Here is a 20,187-nt window from a genome sequence, read left to right as displayed (position 1 = left end):
CACATCGAACAGAAAGCCAAACTCAGGTCGGGTACCCCCGAAACAAGGCCGAATGCCCGTTTCCGGCCCACGCGGAACCGGTCGAAGATTGTCGCGCCCGCAGACCGCCGGGTACAGTCGCCGCACTGCTCTGGCAGCCCCTGTTGTCGAGGCGAAAGAGAAGTTGGTGAACGACCGTCACCCGTCGGGGACCCTGACCACCCCGGCCCCGGCTTCCGACGCCTCCGCGGCGCCCCCGGCGTCGTACGGCACTCCGGAAGTCCCCTACGACGACTTCACCACGTACGGCGGCCACGACGCCACCGGTTTCAGCAGCGGCCCCGCCGGGGGTTTCGACCGGGACCCGCTTTACGGCCACCTCCCCGGCGAAACTCACGCCACGGGTGAATATGCCGGCGGCCCATGGCACGCCGACACCGGCCAGACCCCCGCCTACGGCGTCTACGCCCACCAGCAGCAGGCCGGTTACGACACGGGCGCCTACGACAGCACCGCCTGGACCTTCCCCGCGCAGGCCACCGGCGACGAGGTGAGCGGCCAGTGGGACACGGGCGCCTGGCTGCACCCCGACCAGTCCGGCGCCGCCGACGCCACTCAGCAGTGGGAGTGGGGCACCCAGACCTTCGACACGGGCGCGTACGACGCCACGCAGTGGAACTCCGGCGACCCGGCCGCGGCGACGGACCCCGAGCAGGAGACCGTGCCCTTCGACCAGCAGGAGACCGCGACCTTCGAGGGGTTCGGGGACCTGGACGGGACCGGCGAACTCGCCTCCGTACCGCAGCTGTTGGAGGAACAGCAGGAGCCCGCGCCGGCTCCGGCCTCCTCGGGTGGGCGCGCGGGAGCGCGGGCCGGGGCGCGTTCCCGGCGTCGTACGCCCGCGAAGCGCTCCGCGCTGCTGACCGTGGCCGTTCCCTCGGCCTGTGTGATGGGGGTCGCCGGGATCGCCGCGGCCTCGGTCGGCGCCCTGCACGACGGCGGCTCCACCGACACCACCGCCTCCGCCTCGGACGCGCACGCGGTCCAGCCCTCGATCGCCAACAGCAAGCTGGACACCCAGCTCAGGGGGCTGTCGGCCGGCGCCGACGACTTCGCCGACCGGGCGAGCCGCACCCAGGAGCGGATCGACCTCAAGCAGCAGCAGGAGCAGGAGAAGAAGAAGGCGGCCGCGGCGGCCGCGCTGAAGGAACGGCTGCGGCCCAAGTTCGTGCTGCCGGTCCTCCAGAAGGGGCTCAGCGCCTACTTCGGCCAGGCGGGCGTCAACTGGATGTCCGTGCACACCGGCATCGACTTCCCCGTCGCCTACGGCACCACGGTGATGGCCGCGACCGACGGCACCGTCGCCACCAAGTGGAACAGCGCCTACGGCAACATGCTGATCCTGACCGCGAAGGACGGCACGCAGACCTGGTACTGCCACCTCTCCCGCTACGTCGTCGCCCCCGGTACGACCGTCAAGGCCGGCCAGCCGATCGCCGACTCCGGCAACTCCGGCAACTCCACCGGCCCGCACCTGCACTTCGAGGTGCGGCCCGGCGGCGGGGCGGCGGTCGACCCGCTGCCCTGGCTGCGCAGCCACGGGCTCGACCCCACGTAGACAGAGGCACGGACGAAAGGGGCCCCGCCGGTCGGCGCGGGCCCCTTTCGCCTGCCCGCTTGTTTCTCCTGCCCGCTTACAGCTTCTCCACCGGCGCGTACCGCAGCAGCAGCCGCTTCGGCTTGGTGTCGCCGAAGTCGATCGTCGCCTCCGCGTTCGCGCCCGTGCCCTTGACCCCGACGACCGTGCCGAGCCCGAACTGGTCGTGGGTGACCCGGTCCCCGACGGACAGCCCGACCACCGGCTTCTCCGCGGTGCGCCGCGTGGCGAAGCCGGACGCGCCGGAGGCCGAGGAGCGTGAACGGGACGAGGACAGCGAGGCCGCGATACCGGACGCGGGCCCGGAGGACACCGGCGCCGTCGCCCCCGTGCGCTTCCAGTCCACATGCGTGGCCGGGATCTCCTCCAGGAAGCGGGAGGGCGGGTTGTACGACGGCTGCCCCCAGGCGCTGCGCATCGCGGCCCGCGTGAGGTACAGCCGCTCCCGCGCGCGGGTGATGCCCACGTACGCCAGGCGCCGTTCCTCCTCCAGCTCCTTGACCTGCCCGAGGGCGCGCATGTGCGGGAAGACGCCATCTTCCATGCCGGTCAGGAAGACGACCGGGAACTCCAGTCCCTTGGCGGTGTGCAGGGTCATCAGGGTGATGACGCCGTCGCCGTCCTCCTCGTCGGGGATCTGGTCGGAGTCGGCGACCAGGGCGACCTGCTCCAGGAAGTCGGCCAGCGTGGCCCCCGCGGCGGGGGCGTCCGGGGCCGCTTCGCCCTCGCCGCGCTCCTGTTCGAACTCCAGGGCGACGGCGGCGAGTTCCTGAAGGTTCTCGATACGGGTCTCGTCCTGCGGGTCGGTGGAGTTCTGCAACTCGGCCAGGTAGCCGGTGCGTTCGAGTATGGCCTCCAGGACCGTGGCCGGTCCGGCGCCGGACTCCACGATGGTGCGCAGGTCCTCCATCAGCGTGTTGAAGCGCTTGACCGCGTTGGTGGAGCGCGCGGCCATGCCGTACGCCTCGTCCACCCGCTTGAGCGCCTGCGGGAAGCTGATCTTCTCGCGCTGGGCGAGGGCGTCGATCATCGCCTCGGCGCGCTCGCCGATGCCCCGCTTGGGCACGTTGAGGATGCGGCGCAGCGGCACCGTGTCCTCGGGGTTGGCGAGGACGCGCAGGTAGGCGAGGACGTCCCGGACTTCCTTGCGCTCGTAGAAGCGGACCCCGCCGACGACCTTGTACGGCAGGCCGACGCGGATGAAGACCTCTTCGAAGACACGGGACTGGGCGTTGGTGCGGTAGAAGACGGCGACGTCACCGGCGCGCGCCTCGCCCGCGTCCGTGAGGCGGTCTATCTCGTCGGCGACGAACTGGGCCTCGTCGTGCTCGGTGTCGGCGACATAGCCGGTGATCCGCGCGCCCTGGCCGGCGTTGGTCCACAGGTTCTTCGGGCGGCGGGACTCGTTGCGCTCGATGACCGCGTTGGCGGCGGACAGGATGGTCTGCGTGGAGCGGTAGTTCTGCTCCAGCAGAATCGTCGTCGCGTTCGGGTAGTCCTCCTCGAACTGGAGGATGTTGCGGATGGTCGCGCCGCGGAAGGCGTAGATCGACTGGTCCGCGTCACCGACGACGCACAGCTCGGCGGGCGGCAGGTCGTGCTCGCCGGGCGGTACGTCCGGATCGTGCTCGCCGGTGCCGACCAGCTCGCGGACCAGCGCGTACTGGGCGTGGTTGGTGTCCTGGTACTCGTCCACCAGGACGTGCCGGAAGCGGCGGCGGTAGTGCTCGGCGACGTCCGGGAAGGCGCGCAGCAGGTTGACCGTCGTCATGATCAGGTCGTCGAAGTCGAGCGCGTTGGCCTCGCGCAGCCGCGACTGGTAGAGCGCGTACGCCTGGGCGAGGGTCTTCTCGAAACCGTCGGCCGCCTGGGCCGCGAAGTCCTCCTCGTCGATCAGCTCGTTCTTCAGATTGCTGATCTTGGCACTGAAGGACTTGGGCGGGAAGCGCTTGGGGTCGAGGTCCAGGTCGCGGCAGACCAGGGCCATCAGGCGCTTGCTGTCGGCGGCGTCATAGATCGAGAACGACGACGTGAAGCCGAGCTTCTTGCTCTCCCGGCGCAGGATGCGCACGCACGCGCTGTGGAAGGTCATCACCCACATGGCGTTCGCGCGCGGGCCGACGAGCTGTTCGACGCGCTCCTTCATCTCGCCCGCGGCCTTGTTGGTGAAGGTGATCGCGAGGATCTGACCCGGATGCACATTCCGCGCGGCGAGCAGGTGGGCGATGCGGTGGGTGAGCACACGCGTCTTGCCGGAGCCGGCGCCGGCCACGATGAGCAGTGGGGAGCCGGCGTGCACGACCGCGGCGCGCTGGTTGTCGTTCAGCCCCTCCAGGAGGGCCGCCGCGTCGATCGGGGGGCGCGGGGCGCCGTCGCGGTAGTGGGTGTCCCGGTCCGGCGGCACGTCGAACTTCCCGCCGAACAGATCCTCCGGAACCGGTTCCGGAGCATGATCGTCCTCGGGCGGTGGCGGGTGTTCCTCCTCGGGCCCACGCGGGGCCTGGAGATCCGCCAGGAAGCTGTCGTCAAAGAGGCTGCTCATCGCCTTCCGAGTCTAGGGCGCCCCACCGACAACCGGTCCCGCTCCCCGGAACCCGAGGGTAAAGCCGGGGGAATCACGGATGCCGCCCCTGGCTCCGTCCCGTACGGGTGCTTTTGCGCCCCCGCGCGCGTGCCCCCGGCGCCCGGCTCGCGAGCCTGCCTAGCATCGGGCGCATGTCCGGTCTGCGTAGGTGGTCGGCGGGCCAGTCGCCGGCCACCGGGGCCGCCGTGATGGCGACCGCCATCGTGTCGACGGGGCTGCACCTGGTCGGCGCCGAGGCGCTCTCCCTGGCGGCGCTGGCACTGGCGGGCGCCGTCTGGGTGCTCCTGGGCATCGGTTTCGGGCGCCGGCTGGTCCTGGACCGGGGGCGCTGGGCGGCCGAGGCGCGAAGCCCGGCGGCGCTCACGGCCGCCGCCGCGACCGCCGTCCTGGCCTCCCGGCTCGCGATCCTGGGCGGGCACCTCCTGGCCGAGGCGCTGCTGGCCCTCGCGGCGGTACTCTGGGCGGTGCTGCTGCCGATCGTCGTACGGCACTGGGACTCGCGCATGCCGGGCGCGGTGTTCCTGTGCTGCGTGGCCACCCAGGGGCTCGTCGTGACGGCCGCCGGGCTTGCGGCGGCCGAGCGCACGGCGTGGCTCGCGCACACCGCGCTGGTGCTGTTCTGGCTGGGCCTGGTGCTCTACGCCCTCGCCCTGCCCCGCTTCGACGGGCGGCAGGTGCTGGAGGGGCCCGGAGACCACTGGATCGCGGGCGGGGCGCTCGCCATCTCGGCGCTGGCCGGGGCGGGGCTGCTCACCGCCGGGGACACGAGCGGGCTGTATCTGTGGAACGACGACGACCGCGACACCCTGCGCACGACGACGGTCCTGCTGCTCGCCCTGTCCCTGGCGGCCTATGTGGTGCTGCTGGTCGCCGAGGCGGCCCGGCCCCGGCTCCGCTACGACCAGCGCCGGTGGGCGACGGTCTTCCCGCTCGGCATGACGACCGCGGCGATGCTGTCCGTCGCGACCGCCGTGGGGGTCCCCTGGCTCAGGGGGCCAGGGCGCGTGCTGGTCTGGGTGGCGGTGGCGGGGTGGCTCTGGGTGGCCGCCGGCACGGTCGCCGACGCGGTGCGCACGGCCCGCGCCGGGTCCGGCGAGGTCAGGTCCAGAGCACCGCGATGAAGATGTTCGTCGCGGTCAGCGCGCCGACCAGCCCGAACTGCGCCTTGTCGATCCGCTCCTCGTCGCGCTTGACGTAGACCAGCCCGAGGATCACGATCAGCAGCGCCAGCTTGATACCGATCTTGATGGTGTTGATGTGGGCGCCCTGCGCCTGGTTCAGCCCGACCAGGGCCACACCGGTGACCAGCATGGTCAGCGCGCCGTGCAGCATTCCGGGCACGAACCGCGCCGTGCCCTGGCCCATCGCCTTCATCTGGGTGAGGAAACCGCCGAGCAGCGCGGCGATGCCGATGATGTGCAGGCCGACGAAGAGATGGATGAGTACGTCCATGGAGCGGGAGCCTAACCAGCGCCCCGCGGCCTCCCGTCACCGCCCCCGGTCACGCGCACCCGGCATGAACGCGCTCCCATAGCACCTCACCACTCCCCCTTTCACCACTTATCGCCCTTTGATCACCACACTGCACGAAGATGATGCTTCGCACCTCGCGTCTCGGTCGCATCCGGACACATACCGCCCCATCGGGGTCAGTTCCACACAGTGCGTTACCAACCCGTCACCGTCCGGCCTAGCGTCCTCCCCCAGGCACCCCGATCCCACCGCCGGGTGCGCATCCCACGCGACGGCCATGTCGGCCGCATCAGTCGTATGAAAGGACGTGACGGCACAGGTGGCAGCGCACCGCAGGCCACGGCAGCACCCGTTCAGGGGTCATACGGCCCGGACGGCGGCCATCCTCGCCATGGCGGGGGCGGCCACCGCGACGGGCTTCGACGGCACCGGACAGGCCGAGCCCCGGCTGACGCCCACGCAGGTGAGGACCGAGGTGGACACCCTGTACCGGGAGGCCGAGACCGCCACGCAGAAGTACGACGGCGCCAAGGAGCAGGCCGACGCGGGCGAACGCCGGCTGAACGCGCTGCGCGACGAGGCCGCCCGCAAGACGCAGCAGCTCGACTCCGCCCGCGACGCGCTCGGCACCTTCGCCGCCGCGCAGTACCGCTCCGGGGACATCGCCCCCGCCTGGCAACTCGCCCTCTCCAGCGACCCGGACCGCTACCTGGACGACGCCGCCCTCGCCGAACGCGCCGGTGACCGGCAGACCGCCGCCGTGTCCCGGGTACGCCGGCAACTCCAGGAGATCGAGCGGCTGCGCGGCGCCGCCCGCGTCGAGCTGAAGTCCCTGAAGTCCCATCAGGCGGAGCTGCAGCGGCAGAAGAAGACCGTCACCGGCAAACTGGCCGAGGCCCGGCGGCTGCTGGCCGAGCTGACCCCGACGCAACGCGCCCAGGCGACCGGCGCAGACGGCACCGATGACACCGACGGCACCGCTGCGGGCAACGCCTCCGGGACGGCCGGGGACGCCCGGCAGGCGTCGGCCCAGGCCGGGGGCGTCACGGCCCCCGACTCCCGCGCCGCGGCGGCCGTCGCCTACGCCTTCGCCAAGCTCGGCAGCCCCTATGTGTGGGGTGCGACCGGCCCCCACGCCTTCGACTGCTCGGGACTCGTCCAGGCCGCCTACCGCTCCGCCGGGGTGTCCCTCCCCCGCACCACCTACGCCCAGATCGACGCGGGCCGCCGCGTCTCCCGCTCCGAACTGCGCCCCGGCGACCTGGTGTTCTTCTACTCCGGCATCAGCCACGTCGGCCTCTACATCGGCAACGGCCGCATGATCCACGCCCCCAACCCCTCGGCCCCGGTCCGCGTGGCCCCGATCGACGAGATGCCCTTCGCGGGGGCGACGCGGGTGGTGTGAGGGACCGGGTGGGGCGGGAGAGTGCGGACCGTGGGAGGGGCGGGGGTGCGGGTCCGGGCGAGGCGGAGGTGTGCGGGCCGTGTTGAGGCGGAGGTGCGGGTCTGTGCCGGGGGCCGCCTCCGGCCCCGGCTCCACGGGGGTCCGCTCCGCCGGGGTCAGACCAGGCGCCGCGCCGTCGCCCAGCGGGTCAGCTCGTGCCGGTTGGAGAGCTGAAGCTTGCGCAGCACCGCCGAGACATGGGACTCGACCGTCTTCACCGAGATGAACAGCTGCTTGGCGATCTCCTTGTAGGCGTAGCCACGGGCGATCAGCCGGAGCACCTCGCGCTCGCGCTGGGTGAGGCGGTCCAGGTCCTCGTCCACGGGCGGGGCGTCGGTGGAGGCGAAGGCGTCCAGCACGAAACCGGCCAGCCGCGGGGAGAAGACCGCGTCCCCTTCCTGGACCCGGAAGATCGAGTCCACCAGGTCGGTGCCGGTGATGGTCTTGGTGACATAGCCGCGGGCGCCGCCGCGGATCACCCCGATCACATCCTCCGCAGCGTCCGACACGGACAGCGCGAGGAAGCGCACCGGCTGCTCGGCGCCCGCCATCAGCGCCGCGCACCGGCGCAGCACCTCGACCCCGCCGCCGCCCGGCAGATGGACGTCGAGGAGGACCACCTCGGGCCGGGTCGCGGTGATGACGGTGACCGCCTGGTCGACGTCCGCGGCCTCGCCCACCACCTCGACACCGGTCGTGGCGGTCCGGCCGATCTCCGCCTGGACACCGGTGCGGAACATCCGGTGGTCGTCCACCAGCACCACCCGTACGTGCCGCCCGCCCGCACCGCCGTCGGCGAGCCCGCCGGTCGCGGTCGCCTCCGCCGTCTCCGCCGTGCCGTTCGCCTCGGTCGCGTCGCTCATGCCGTCTTCTCCGCCCTCTCCATCTCCAGCTCGACCTCCGTGCCGCCCCCCGGCACCGCCCGCAGCCGGGCCGTACCGCCGTTGCGCTCCATGCGTCCGATGATCGATTCTCTGACGCCCATGCGGTCGGCGGGTATCGAGTCGAGGTCGAAGCCCGGACCACGGTCGCGCACGGAGACGAACACCGTCCTGCCCTCGACCTCGGCGTAGACCTGCACGGCGCCGCCGTCGCCACCGTACTTGGCCGCGTTCACCATCGCCTCGCGCGCGGCTTGCATCTGCGCGGCGATCCGGTCGTCCAACGGGCAGTCGCCGACGACGACCACCTCTATCGGCACCCCGTGCTTGTCCTCGACCTCGGCCGCGTTGCGCCGCACCGCCTCGGCGACCGTATCCGGTTCGTCCGCCTCGTCCTTGCCGGTGCCCTCCGGCTTGTACAGCCAGGTGCGCAGATCGCGCTCCTGGGCGCGGGCGAGGCGGCGGACCTCGCCCGCGTTGTCCGCGTTGCGCTGGATCAGGGTGAGGGTGTGCAGCACGGAGTCATGGACGTGCGCGGCGACCTCGGCCCGCTCCTGGGCACGGATGCGCATCAGCCGCTCCTCGGAGAGGTCCTGGGTCATCCGGACCAGATACGGGCCGGCGAGCAGGGTGATCCCGACGAGGACGGCGAGCGCGGCCTGGAGGACGGCCCCGAGGTGGGCGGCCGACCCCTGGAGGACGAAGATCGCCGAGACGCCGGCCGTGACCAGCAGGACACCGGCGGCCGCGCGCACCAGCGTCAGGGTGCGGCGGTGCCTGCCGACCTCGACCCAGCGGGCCCGGCGGGCGTTGTCCGCCTGGCGCCAGACGAGGGCGACACCGGCCGCGACGAGCACGGCGGGCACGAGATACGCCTTGGCCGCGCCGGTCGGATTGACGCTGCTCACGAAGACCATGGACACGATGACCATGAGGAGCAGTGCGACCATCTGGCCCCGGTCCGGCTTGCGGGCCACGAGTCTTCTGCGCCCGCCGGGCGTGGTCTCGGAGGTGATCGGGGACGTCTTCTGTTCCCCGACGCCACCGACACCGAGCGGGACGAAGAACCAGAACGCCGCGTACAGCAGCGCGCCCAGGCCGTTGGCCATGAACAGGCCGACGAACGCGAGCCGGACCCAGATGACGGGCAGCCCGAGATGCCCGGCGAGACCCCGCGCCACTCCGCCGAGCCAGCGTCCGTCGCCGCTGCGGTAGAGCTTGCGCGGCGGCCGCGGGTCGTCGAGTGGCAGGCTTGCGGCTTCCGGCATGGCATCGATGGTCACACGCCCGGCCGGGGTGGGGCATCAGGGTCGGTCCCCGAGACGCCCCTGATCTTCCCCGAGGCCGGATCGGGGGCCTCGTTCCCGTACCGGCTCCGGCCGGTCCGCGCCGCTCGAACGGTTCCCCGGCCCGCGTCAGGGCCGATTTCAGGGTTCGCCCAGGGTTGTCCCGACTGCCGCCGCGCCGCACCGGCCGTCACCATGGACTCATGACGGATCACGAGCATGCCGCGACGGGTCCGGGACCCGGCGGCCCGCGCCCGGCCCCGGGCACCGGGCCGACGGATGCCGCGCCCGCCGCGACGGAAGGGACGGGCGCGGCCACCGGCGGCGCCGTCCCTCGCGCGCACAGCACAGACGCGCACAGCACAGAGAAGACGGAGAGGACAGTCGGCGCGGAGAGGGCCGGCAGCGCGGACGCGGACTCCCGCACCCCCGCCGACGCGCAGGAGCGGGAGCGGGGAGAGGAAGGGAGGCAGGGCCTGGGGCGTGGAAAGGGGCCGGGGCAGAAGGAGGGACAGCCGCGGGAATCCGCGCGGCAGCCCGGCCCCGCCGAGACCGCCCCCGACCGGTTCCGGCGCGGGCGCCGGTACAAGATGATCGCGGGCGTGTGCGCGGGGCTCGGCCGGCAGGCCGACATGGACCCGGTGATATTCCGGATCACCCTGGCCGTCCTGTCCGCGACCGGCGGCTTCGGTCTCATCTTCTACGGCTTCGTATGGCTTCTGGTGCCGTACGAGGACGAGGAGGAGAACGAGCTGCGCAAGCTGCTGACCGGCCGGGTCGACGGCCAGGCACTGGCCGCGGTGCTGTTCGCCCTGGTCGGCTGCGGGACCTTCCTGACCATGCTGAGAAACGGCGGGGCGCTGGCCTTCGCCGCGGTGCTCTCGCTGATGCTCGCCGGCGCCGGCTACTGGTCGCGGCGCCGCGGCGCCCCCGACCCCGACCCGCTGGCCGCGCAGGCCGCCGCCGACGCACCGCCGGAGGCACAGGCGCCGCCGGTCGCCATCAGCTATCCCTCCTGGTGGCGGGACCCGATCGTCAAGGACGGCACGCATGTCGGCGGCACCGGCTATCTGTGGGGCCCCGGCGACGCGCGGGTCCGGGACGGAGACCTGCTCTCGGTCGTCGACGTCCGCCTGGCCTTCCCCTGGACCCACCCTGGAGCCGCATCGCGGCCGGCACACCCCGCGCCCCCGAAGCCGCGCGGACCGCGCTGGATAGGCGGCCCGGTGTTCCTGCTGGCACTGCTGGCGGGCGGCCTGGGCTCCGGGCTGACCTGGCACACCGAGGCGCTGGGCACCAGCCTCCAGACCGGACTCGCCTGTGCGCTGGCCGTCTTCGGCCTGGGCATCGCGGTCAGCTCGTTCCTGGGCCGCACCGGCGCGGGCACGGTGTTCCTGGCGATCGTCACGGCAGCCCTGCTCGGCGGGGCGGCGGCGATGCCCCGCGACATCACCACGCACTGGCGGGAGACGTCCTGGATACCCGGCGCCGCGGCGCAGCTCCGGCCGGCGTACGAGCTGGGGACGGGTCGGGGCACCCTCGACCTCACCCGGATACACCTGGGCAGGGGGCGGACCGTCGCCACGGACGCGCACATCGGGGCGGGCCGGCTGAAGGTGATCGTGCCGGCCGACGCGAGGGTGCGGATGAACATCAAGGTGGGCGTGGGCGACATCAAGTTGCCGGGAGAACACGGAGAGGACGTGGACGTGCTGGCGCAACGGCACCGGGAGGTGACCCTGACACCGGCCAAGGGCGGAAAGGACAGCGGCACCCTGGACCTCACCCTCCAGGTCGGGGCCGGAGAAGTGGAGGTGGACCGTGCTGCGCCATGAGTTCCGGCCCGGGAAGCTGGTCGCCGGGTTGTTCCTGGTCGCGACCGGGGTGGTGTATGCCGGGGACGCGGGCGGCCTGTGGCAGACCCCGTGGTTCGCGATCGTCCCACTGGTGGCGGGCGGCCTGTGCCTGGCCGGCGTCACGACGGCACTCAACCGGGCGATACGCGGACGGACCGGGACCGAGCGGGGCTAGCGGGGCTGGGCGACGGGAGCTGGGCAACGCTGAGGGGCTGGGCGCGCTGGGGGGGTTGGGCAGCGCTGAGAGGTCGGGCGGCACCGGGAGGTCGGGCGACGCCGGGAGGTCGGGCGGCACTGAGAGGTCGGGCGCGCTGAGAGGTCGGGCGCGCTGGGGGGTTGGGCGACGCTGGGGGGTGGGCGGCGCTGAGAGGTCGGTGGGCTCCAGGGTTCGCCGACTGGCCGACGGGGCGATGGCGAGCCACTACGGGCGGACGGACCGCCCCGGCGACACTGCGGCGAGCCGCTCTGCCTGCGGACAGTCCCACCGACGCCACGGCGGCAAGCCACTCTGTCTGCGGACGACCCGACCCGGCCGCACGGCAGGACGGCGACACGGCCGGTGCACTGGCGGCCCGGTACCCAGCACCCCACGGACAGCCGACCCACGGCAGCCCACGGACCGCCGACCCACGGCCGACTCCGCAACTCCCGGCCGGCCCAACTCCACAACCCGGCGTCCCAACCACCGGCCAGCCGAATTCGCAACCCCGCTCGGCCCGACACCACAACCCGGCGCCGCACCCCCAGCCGCCCCGACTCCGCCACCCAGCCCCGAAGCCCCGCTCCGCCCGCTCCTCCAGCCCCCCAACCGCCCCAGCCCCCATCCCCCGCCCCCATCCGCCTACAGATAACCGAAAGTCCGCCGTCGGCTCCGCGCGCGCCAGGCGGCGTCCAGGGAGAGGTAGGGGGCGCCGGCGAGGATCAGGGGGAGCCAGGCCATCAGGTAGGCGAGGTCGTTGCCGTAGTAGTAGGGGGCCGTCGCCCAGCTCATGGTCAGCCACAGGCTGAGGGAGATCAGCGCGCCGCCCAGTGCGGCGAGGCGGCCGAACAGTCCGAGGAGGGTGGCGACGCCGACGGCGAGTTCGCCGAGGGCGATGGCGTAGCCGAAGCCGACCGGGCTCCTCAGGGCGAGGTCGATCAGGGCGGGGAAGGCGGCGGTGCCGCGGGCCGCGTGCATGGTGTCGCCGATCGAGCCTGCGCCGGCGGCCTTCATGAAGGTGCTGTCGGTGAGCTTGTCCAGGCCCGCGTAGAGGAAGGTGACGCCGAGGAAGACACGCAGGGGCAGCAGGGCGTAGTGGGCGGCGGTGTCCCGCCAGCCGTTGCGGCTGTTCAGCCGCGTGGTGCGCGTGTCCATCCGGATACCGGTCATCCTGCCCGCCGCCTCTCGCCCGCTGTCCCTGCTGTGCCTGCCCGTTCTCCCGACCATACGTATGACAAGGAGGAGACGCTCAATCATCTCCTGGGGATTTTTCCGGATTTCAGGCGTTCGTATGAGAGGAGGATCGCGAGCGGAGGACGCTCACTCGGTGATCTGGACCGTGTAGCGGTTGGTCGGCACTCCGGCCGCGGTCACCACCTGGACCTCCACCGAGCCGGGCTCGACGTCGGCCGGGACGGGGACGGTCAGGACGGTGTCCGTGGGGTTGCGGAAGCCGCCGGTGACCGGGACCAGCGGGACATGGACGTCGACGGCGCCGATGCGGACGACCATGCGGGAGAGCCGTTCGGCGCTCTGGGCGCCGGGCGGGACGAAGCCGGTGCCGCGGATCTCGATGTCGTCGCCGGTGCGGATCGGGCCGTCCAGGTCGCCGGGTTCGCGGGCGCGGACCACGGAGAGGATGACCGCGCGACCGCCCTCCGCGTACTTGCCCGCCAGGTAGGTGGCGGCGGAGATCAGGACGACGACCGCGAGTCCCCAGGGCAGGTCGGGCAGTTGGTCGGGGCGGCGGGCGAGCCGTACGGCGGCGAAGACCAGGGCGACGGCGCTGATGGCGACGTACTGGATGTCGGTGAAGGCGCCCCGGCCGGAGTCGTCGGTGAGCAGGTCGGCGGCGCGCGGGCGGTGGGCCGGGACCTTCTGCAGCCGCTGGGCGAGGATGCGCAGGCCCACCACCCGGCGGACCAGGACGGCGATGCCGCACACCACGGCGAGGACGGTCACCACGCCGGCGCCGCGGCCGAGGTCGAGGCCCGAGATGAGCGCGTCGCGTTCGGCGTGGCCGGAGGCGGCGGCCAGGCGGGCGGCGAGCAGCAGGACGGCGTAGCCGATGAACAGGACCCAGCAGACGGCGACGGAACGGGAGGTGGACATGCGATGGTCCTCGCCGATCACCGGGGCGAGGGCGCCGCCGCGCGCCCGGTGGAACCAGCAGGCGGCGCTCAGCGCGCCGGCCACGAGGAGGGCGGCGAGCAGGGCCGCGGTGCGGGCGGTGGTCCAGCCGGCGCCGATCGCGGTCAGCGCCTCGCCGAGCAGCAGGGCGACGACCGCGCCCCACACCGCGCACAGGGTCCGCAGCCACAGCCGGGTGAGCCACATCTCGCCCTCGGCGCGGCCGCGTTCGGCGACGGCCTCCGCGCGCTGGGTCAGTTCCTCGGAGACCCACTGGCGGGAGGCCGAGGGCGAGTAGGCCACGGCGGCGGGCAGGCCCTGGCCGGCGGCGAACTCGTCGCGGCGCCGCAGGAACGCGGCGACGGCCCGCCGGTGTCCCTCGCGGGCGCCGTGCGGACAGTCCCCGCAGCCGCAGCCGCCCTCGTGGACGCCCTCGGCGTCCGCGTCCTCTCTCGCCTCCTGCACCGCCACGTCCGACGCCCGCCTTCCCCGCGACCTCGCGGCACGGCCGCCGGCCCCTCGGTGAGCCGTCCCATTACCGTGCAACTCCCGTACATCAACAGCGAATTGTGCCTTACCGGGACCGGCCGGGGGCCGCCGACATGATTCTGGAGAGTGAACTGCCCGGCAAGGTGTTGACGCGAGCGATCCCGGCCGTCCCAGGGCCTCAGTCGAGCAGGTCGGGTTCGCTGCGGGTGACTTCCTGCCACAGGGGCTGGTAGTTGATCCAGGCCACGAGGTCGCCGCCGAGTTGTTCGCGGGTGGCGACGGCGAGTTTGTGGTCGATGAGGACCGGGCGGCCGGCCGCGCGGGCCAGCAGCTGCACCCGGCAGCAGCGGTCCATGGACAGGAACCACCAGGCGGCGGCGTCCACGGAGCCGCCGACGGTGAGCAGCCCGTGGTTGCGCAGCACCAGCGCCTTGCGGGAGCCGAGCGCGGCGGCGATGCGGCGGCCTTCCGCGGCGTCGACGGTGACTCCGGTGTAGGTGTCGTAGAGGGCGGCGTCCTCGTAGAAGGCGCAGCTCTCCTGGGTGAGGGGGTCGATGAGGTCGCCGAGAGCGGCGAGGGCGCGGCCGTGCACGGAGTGGCAGTGGGCGACGGCGACGACATCCGGGCGGGCGGCGTGGACCCGGGCGTGCACGGTGAAGGCGGCCTGGTTGACGTGGTAGCGGCCCTCGATGACCTGTCCGTCCTGGTTGGCGAGGACGAGGTCGCTGACGGTGACGTGCTTGAAGGGCACGCCGAAGGGGTTGACCCAGAAGCAGTCGCTGAACTCCGGGTCGCGGGCGGTGATATGGCCGGAGACGCCGTCCTCGAAGCCGTTCCGCCCGAAGATCCGCAGGGCTCCGGCGAGCCGTTCCTTGCGGTGCCGGCGCTCGTCCTCGACCGAGTCGTGCGTCGGCGGCATGGCGAACTGCAACTGGTGGGTGGGCAGCGGCAGCGGCGGGGTGGGCCCGGCCATAGGTCCTCCAGCGCTGGGGGTGCGGTACGGGCCGGAAGTTACCGCCGGTCAGCGCCGAAAGGCAGGGCTGTTCCGTAAAGATGACGCGCAGATGAGAAAGGTGACAGAAGATGTCAGGGTTGGGGAGCACACTCGGCCGGTATGAACTGGGCAGACTTCACCGCGGCCGAACCGGACCTCGCCAGGGCCGCCGAGGAGCGCTTCGGCGCCTTCCGCCACCACGTCCTCGTCACCCTGCGCCGGGACGGCTCCCCGCGCACCTGCGGTCTGGAGGTGGACTTCCGCGGCGGCGAGCTGTGGCTCGGCATGATGCCGGATTCGCTGAAGGCCCGCGATCTGCTGCGCGATCCGCGGTTCGCGCTCCAGGCCAATCCGGGCGGGGGGACCGACATGGCCGGCGGGGACGTGCGGATCAGCGGACGGGCCTACGAGGTCGGGGACGGGGAGACGAAGGCCGGGTATGTGAAAGAGGCGGAACCGCCGGAGCCGTTCCACCTCTTCCGCACCGAGCTGACGGAGGTCGTGAGGACCTGCGTCGAGGACGACCGGTATCTGGTCGTCCAGGTCTGGAAGCCGGGAGAGCCGGTGCGGACCCTCCGGCGGACCTGAGCCTCAGCGGAGCCGGGCTCCGCTCGGCCCTACTCCCACTCGATGGTGCCCGGCGGCTTCGAGGTGACGTCGAGGACGACGCGGTTGACGTCCCGGACCTCGTTGGTGATGCGGGTCGAGATACGGGCGAGGACGTCGTAGGGCAGCCGGGACCAGTCGGCGGTCATGGCGTCCTCGGAGGAGACGGGGCGCAGCACGATCGGGTGACCGTAGGTGCGACCGTCGCCCTGGACGCCCACGCTGCGCACGTCGGCGAGCAGGACCACCGGGCACTGCCAGATGTCGCGGTCCAGGCCCGCCGCGGTCAGCTCCTCGCGGGCGATGGCGTCGGCGTCGCGCAGCAGGTCCAGGCGCTCCTTGGTCACCTCGCCGACGATCCGGATGCCGAGGCCCGGACCGGGGAACGGCTGCCGCTGGACGATCTCGTCCGGCAGGCCCAGCTCCTGGCCGACCATCCGGACCTCGTCCTTGAACAGCTTGCGCAGCGGCTCGATCAGCTTGAACTCGAGGTCCTCGGGCAGGCCGCCGACGTTGTGGTGCGACTTGATGTTGGCGGTGCCGGTGCCGCCGCCGGACTCGACCACGTCCGGGTAGAGGGTGCCCTGGACCAGGAACTCCACGGCCGGGCCCTCGTCCGCGATGATCTCGGCCTGCGCCTGCTCGAAGACGCGGATGAACTCACGCCCGATGATCTTGCGCTTCTCCTCCGGGTCGCTGACCCCGGCGAGGGCCTTCAGGAAGCGCTCCTCGGCGTCGACGACCTTCAGCTGCACGCCGGTGGCCGCGACGAAGTCCTTCTCGACCTGCTCGGTCTCGCCCTTGCGCATCAGGCCGTGGTCGACGTAGACGCAGGTCAGCTGGGAGCCGATGGCCTTCTGCACCAGGGCGGCGGCCACCGCGGAGTCCACGCCGCCGGACAGGCCGCAGATCGCGCGCTTGTCGCCGACCAGTTCGCGGATGGCCTCGACCTGCTCCTCGATCACATTGCCCGTGGTCCAGGTCGGCTCCAGGCCCGCGCCGCGGTACAGGAAGTGCTCCAGCACCTGCTGACCGTAGGTGGAGTGCATGACCTCGGGGTGGTGCTGGACGCCGTAGAGCTTCTTCTCGTCGTTCTCGAACGCGGCGACCGGGACCAGGTCGGTGGACGCGGTGACGGAGAAGCCCTCGGGCGCGGCGGAGCAGGCGTCGCCGTGCGACATCCAGACCTGCTGCTCGGCGGGAGTGCCCTCGAACAGGGTGGAGGAGGACTTGGAGACGTGCAGGTCGGTACGGCCGTACTCACGGGCGCCGTTGTTGTCGACGGAGCCGCCGAGGGTGAGCGCCATCAACTGGAAGCCGTAGCACATGCCGAAGACGGGGACGCCGGCCTCGAAGATCTCGCGGTCGAGGGTGGGCGCGCCCTCCTCGTACACCGACGAGGGGCCGCCGGAGAGGATGATGGCCGCGGGCTTCTTGGCGAGCATCTCCTTGACCGGCATGGTGCTCGGCACGATCTCGCTGTAGACCCGCGCCTCGCGGACGCGTCGGGCGATGAGCTGGGCGTACTGCGCACCGAAGTCGACGACCAGGACGGTGTCGGGGGCAGTGGGAGTCGCTGATGACACGGGGTGCCTTCTGGTGGTCCGGGCGGGGGTCTGTACTACGAGTCTAACGGTGCGGGCGCGAAGCACTCCGTCGAGCCGGGGGCCAGACTCCGCCGGACCGGGAGCGCACTCCGCCGGACTGGGAGCGCGCTCCGTCCGGCCGGGGGCGCCGTGACGGCGGGGGCGGCGCACCGGCCGTGGCATACTGGCGCCATGCTTCAGCACGCGACCTTCGTCTTTACCTATGGCATCCGGCCCGCCGGTTGCCATGGTCGTGCTGCTTAGCCGAACGCTTAAGCGACATCCCAGGCGCCCCGGGCCGACAAGGCCCAGGGGCGCCTGTCGTTTCTCCGGGTCACACGGTTCCAGGGCATCCGCATCCGTACGAAACGATCAGGAGCCCCCGGCATGACCACCACCATCCCCGAAGAGACCACCACCTCCGGAGCGACCCCCGAGAGGACCGCCGCGACGCCGGAGGCGGCCATCGCCGCCGCCCGTGAGCGCATCGACGCGATCGACGACCGGATCATCGGCCTCATCCAGGAGCGGACGGCCGTCTCCGCCGTCGTGCAGCAGACCCGCATCTCCTCCGGCGGCCGGCGGCTCAGCCTCAACCGCGAGATGGAGATCCTCTCCCGCTACCGCGAGGCGCTGGGCAAGCCCGGCACCGCGCTCGCCATGACCCTGCTGGAGCTGTGCCGGGGCCGGGTCTGAGTCACCCGATTATCCGACGTGAGTTCGGCCACCGTCTCACCCGTACGGCGCCGTGACCGCCTCGCGGGCGGCTTCGTTAGCGGGGTGTCCGTGCCAGCCAGGGGCGGGCCCGACAGAACCACGCGTGGCTCGCTGGAGCGATGAGGCGTACGGGTCGTGCCGTACACCGTGGGACCTCGCTCCAGGGAAGTGACCGGACGGCAGGGGACAGCAGCCCGGTCACCAAGAGAACGGTCGGCTCCGGGGACGCCCGGAGCCGACCGGCGGAACACCGGTCCCCGTCCCCGCACAGACCACGACAGCCCTCAGAACCCTCGGGCCCATGAGAACTCAGGACCCCTCGGGCCCATGAGAAGAGGGACCTGCATCCCCCTCCGAAGGCAGGTCCCTCATCACCGTCTTCTCGATCCGGTAGCAGGTTTGATCGGCGACGGCGCGGAAGGGTTGCGCCGACCCCGACAATTGACGAGTGACCTGCGTCACATCCGCCTACTCCGCCTTCGGCGGCACCGTCGGCATCCCCAGGAACGGCAACCGCAGTGCGCCGAACGCCTCCGCCGGGACCGCGGGCGAGCGCGGCTCCACCGGCTTCAGCCGCTCGTACGCCGCTCCCGGCGCCGGCCGCGGGTCCTCCTCGCCCTTGTTCGGCCAGAACGACATGGCCCGCTCGGCCTGCGCGGTGATCGTCAGCGAGGGGTTGACGCCCAGGTTCGCCGAGACCGCGGCGCCGTCCACGACCGAGATGCCGGGGTGGCCGTACAGCCGGTGGTACGGGTCGATCACACCGGTGTCGGGCGAGTCGCCGATGGGGCAGCCGCCGAGGAAGTGCGCGGTGAGCGGGGTGCCCATCAGTTCGCCGACATTGCTGCCGGGGAAGCCGTTGATCTCGGCGGCGAGCGCGGTGGCGGCCTCGGTGGCGGCCCTGATCTGCTTGGGGTTGGGCGCGCCGTGCCCCTGCCGCGCGGTGAGCAGGCCCTTGCCGACGCCGTCCGGCTTCAGGTACGTCGTCAGCGAGTTGTCCAGGGACTGCATCACCAGGCCGATGATGCTCCGCTCCGACCAGCGGCGGTTGGACAGCGAGCGCAGCACCAGGGCGGGGTGCCGGGCCGCGTTCGCCAGCCAGGCCAGCGCCCGCGAGGAGCCCTCGGTGTACGGCACCTGGAGGATGGACAGGCCGCCCATCGCGTTGGAGCCCTTGCCGTAGCGGACCGGCTCGATGTGGGTGTTCTCGTCCGGGTGGATCGAGGAGGTGATCGCGACGCCTCGGGTGAAGTCGGCCCGCGGGGCGCCGTGCGCCTTGCGGTAACGGCGGTTGTCGGTCTGCGCGCCCACCAGCGCCTCGGAGTTGGTGCGGGTCAGAACGCCCAACTTGGGTGAGAGGTACGGCAGGTGGCCGTTCGCCTTCATCCGGTGCAGCAGGGTCTGGGTGCCGTACGTGCCGGCGGCGAGCACGACCCGGCGCGCGGTGAACAGCCGTCCCGCGCCCTTCTTCCCGCGGTCCGTCGGCAGGGTGGCCACCGCGTACCCGCCGCGCGAGTCGTCGGTGACCGACACCACCGTGGTCATGGGGTGGACCACCGCGCCCGCCTTCTCGGCGAGGTGGAGGTAGTTCTCGTTGAGCGTGTTCTTGGCGCCGTGCCGGCAGCCGGTCATGCACTCGCCGCACTCGGTGCAGGCGGTGCGCTCCGGGCCCGCTCCGCCGAAGTACGGGTCGGGTACGCGCTGTCCCGGCGCCGCCTTGACCGTGCCGTCCGCGTCCTTGCCGTCGCCGAAGAAGACGCCCACCGGCGCGAAGTGGAAGGTGTCGCCGACGCCCATCCGCTCGGCGGCGGCCTTGAGATGGACGTCCGAGGGGGTCATCGTCGGGTTGAGCCGCACGCCGAGCATGCGCTTGGCCTGGTCGTAGTACGGCTGCAACTCCTCCTGCCAGTCGGTGATGTCCTTCCACTGGGGGTCCTCGAAGAACGCCTTCGGCGGGACGTAGAGGGTGTTGGCGTAGTTGAGCGAGCCGCCGCCGACGCCCGCGCCGGCCAGCACCATCACATTGCCCAGCAGATGGATGCGCTGGATGCCGTACAGGCCGAGCTTCGGGGCCCAGAGGTAGTTCCTCAGGTCCCAGGAGTTCTTCGGCAGGGACTCGCGGGTGAAGCGGCGCCCGGCTTCGAGGACGCCGACCCGGTAGCCCTTCTCGGTCAGGCGCAGCGCCGACACGGAGCCGCCGAAGCCGGAGCCGACCACGATGACGTCGTAGTCGTAGGAGTCCTGGGGCACGGGTCTCTCCTCGTTGTGTCTCGGGTGCGGGCCGTCCGTGGCTTCTCGCGCGGTTC

At 72.2% G+C, this 20,187-nt stretch carries 16 protein-coding genes; 7 read left to right on the top strand and 9 right to left on the bottom strand.

From position 1 onward, the window contains the following. Positions 1-166 precede the first annotated feature (166 nt). A complete protein-coding gene (locus AC069R_RS10825; RefSeq protein ID WP_478766298.1) occupies positions 167-1,597 on the top strand; it encodes a M23 family metallopeptidase in 1,431 nt (476 codons plus the stop codon). Positions 1,598-1,673: 76 nt separating this feature from the next. Here the strand turns inward: AC069R_RS10825 and pcrA are convergent, their stop codons facing one another. Continuing rightward, positions 1,674-4,178 carry a DNA helicase PcrA gene (gene pcrA / locus AC069R_RS10820; RefSeq protein WP_478766296.1) on the bottom strand — a complete coding sequence of 835 codons (2,505 nt, stop codon included), beginning with the start codon at positions 4,176-4,178 and terminating at the stop codon, positions 1,674-1,676. Positions 4,179-4,351: 173 nt separating this feature from the next. Between pcrA and AC069R_RS10815 the strand changes: the two genes are divergently transcribed. After that, positions 4,352-5,341, top strand: a complete 990-nt coding sequence (locus AC069R_RS10815) for a tellurite resistance/C4-dicarboxylate transporter family protein (RefSeq protein ID WP_478766295.1) — start codon at positions 4,352-4,354, stop codon at positions 5,339-5,341. On the opposite strand, the gene AC069R_RS10810 is transcribed toward AC069R_RS10815, so the two are convergent. After that, positions 5,319-5,672: a hypothetical protein gene (locus AC069R_RS10810; RefSeq protein ID WP_397984432.1), complete on the bottom strand. Its 354-nt coding sequence runs from the start codon at positions 5,670-5,672 to the stop codon at positions 5,319-5,321. The genes AC069R_RS10815 and AC069R_RS10810 overlap by 23 nt on opposite strands. Positions 5,673-6,012: 340 nt before the next feature. Between AC069R_RS10810 and AC069R_RS10805 the strand changes: the two genes are divergently transcribed. Continuing rightward, on the top strand, positions 6,013-7,098 hold the full coding sequence (locus AC069R_RS10805; RefSeq protein ID WP_478766541.1) for a C40 family peptidase: 1,086 nt from the start codon (positions 6,013-6,015) through the stop codon (positions 7,096-7,098). 155 nt (positions 7,099-7,253) lie between these two features. Here the strand turns inward: AC069R_RS10805 and AC069R_RS10800 are convergent, their stop codons facing one another. Beyond that, positions 7,254-8,000 carry a LuxR C-terminal-related transcriptional regulator gene (locus AC069R_RS10800; protein ID WP_478766293.1) on the bottom strand — a complete coding sequence of 249 codons (747 nt, stop codon included), beginning with the start codon at positions 7,998-8,000 and terminating at the stop codon, positions 7,254-7,256. Then, on the bottom strand, positions 7,997-9,286 hold the full coding sequence (locus tag AC069R_RS10795; protein WP_478766291.1) for an ATP-binding protein: 1,290 nt from the start codon (positions 9,284-9,286) through the stop codon (positions 7,997-7,999). Before AC069R_RS10795 ends, AC069R_RS10800 begins: the two co-directional genes overlap by 4 nt. Before the next feature lie 221 nt (positions 9,287-9,507). On the opposite strand from AC069R_RS10795, the gene AC069R_RS10790 reads away from it, so the two are divergent. Both AC069R_RS10790 and AC069R_RS10785 read left to right on the top strand, forming a co-directional pair. After that, entirely contained in the window at positions 9,508-11,139 is a 1,632-nt protein-coding gene (locus tag AC069R_RS10790) for a PspC domain-containing protein (protein ID WP_478766290.1), read from the top strand. Next, positions 11,126-11,335 (top strand): hypothetical protein, encoded by a 210-nt coding sequence (locus tag AC069R_RS10785; protein WP_478766288.1) that lies wholly within the window; start codon positions 11,126-11,128, stop codon positions 11,333-11,335. Before AC069R_RS10790 ends, AC069R_RS10785 begins: the two co-directional genes overlap by 14 nt. Before the next feature lie 666 nt (positions 11,336-12,001). Here AC069R_RS10785 and AC069R_RS10780 read toward each other — a convergent pair. The 3 genes from AC069R_RS10780 to AC069R_RS10770 form a co-directional block, all read right to left on the bottom strand. Beyond that, entirely contained in the window at positions 12,002-12,529 is a 528-nt protein-coding gene (locus tag AC069R_RS10780; protein ID WP_478766287.1) for a DoxX family protein, read from the bottom strand. 150 nt (positions 12,530-12,679) lie between these two features. After that, positions 12,680-13,960: a hypothetical protein gene (locus AC069R_RS10775; protein WP_478766285.1), complete on the bottom strand. Its 1,281-nt coding sequence runs from the start codon at positions 13,958-13,960 to the stop codon at positions 12,680-12,682. A gap of 196 nt (positions 13,961-14,156) precedes the next feature. Continuing rightward, a complete protein-coding gene (locus AC069R_RS10770) occupies positions 14,157-14,951 on the bottom strand; it encodes a class II aldolase/adducin family protein (protein WP_478766284.1) in 795 nt (264 codons plus the stop codon). Between the two features lie 141 nt (positions 14,952-15,092). Between AC069R_RS10770 and AC069R_RS10765 the strand changes: the two genes are divergently transcribed. Further along, the gene (locus AC069R_RS10765) at positions 15,093-15,560 is read left to right on the top strand and encodes a pyridoxamine 5'-phosphate oxidase family protein (protein WP_478766283.1); all 468 of its coding nucleotides are present in this window, start codon (positions 15,093-15,095) and stop codon (positions 15,558-15,560) included. A gap of 29 nt (positions 15,561-15,589) precedes the next feature. On the opposite strand, the gene guaA is transcribed toward AC069R_RS10765, so the two are convergent. Then, entirely contained in the window at positions 15,590-17,164 is a 1,575-nt protein-coding gene (guaA, locus tag AC069R_RS10760) for a glutamine-hydrolyzing GMP synthase (RefSeq protein WP_478766282.1), read from the bottom strand. Positions 17,165-17,551: 387 nt separating this feature from the next. Between guaA and AC069R_RS10755 the strand changes: the two genes are divergently transcribed. Next, positions 17,552-17,860: a chorismate mutase gene (locus tag AC069R_RS10755; protein WP_478766280.1), complete on the top strand. Its 309-nt coding sequence runs from the start codon at positions 17,552-17,554 to the stop codon at positions 17,858-17,860. A gap of 489 nt (positions 17,861-18,349) precedes the next feature. Here the strand turns inward: AC069R_RS10755 and AC069R_RS10750 are convergent, their stop codons facing one another. Then, complete coding sequence (locus AC069R_RS10750) at positions 18,350-20,131, bottom strand: GMC family oxidoreductase N-terminal domain-containing protein (protein WP_478766278.1); 1,782 nt, start codon at positions 20,129-20,131, stop codon at positions 18,350-18,352. Between the last annotated feature and the right edge of the window lie 56 nt (positions 20,132-20,187).

Source organism: Streptomyces sp. NPDC043952, from assembly GCF_056435325.1.
This window is presented reverse-complemented; position numbering and strand designations above follow the sequence as displayed.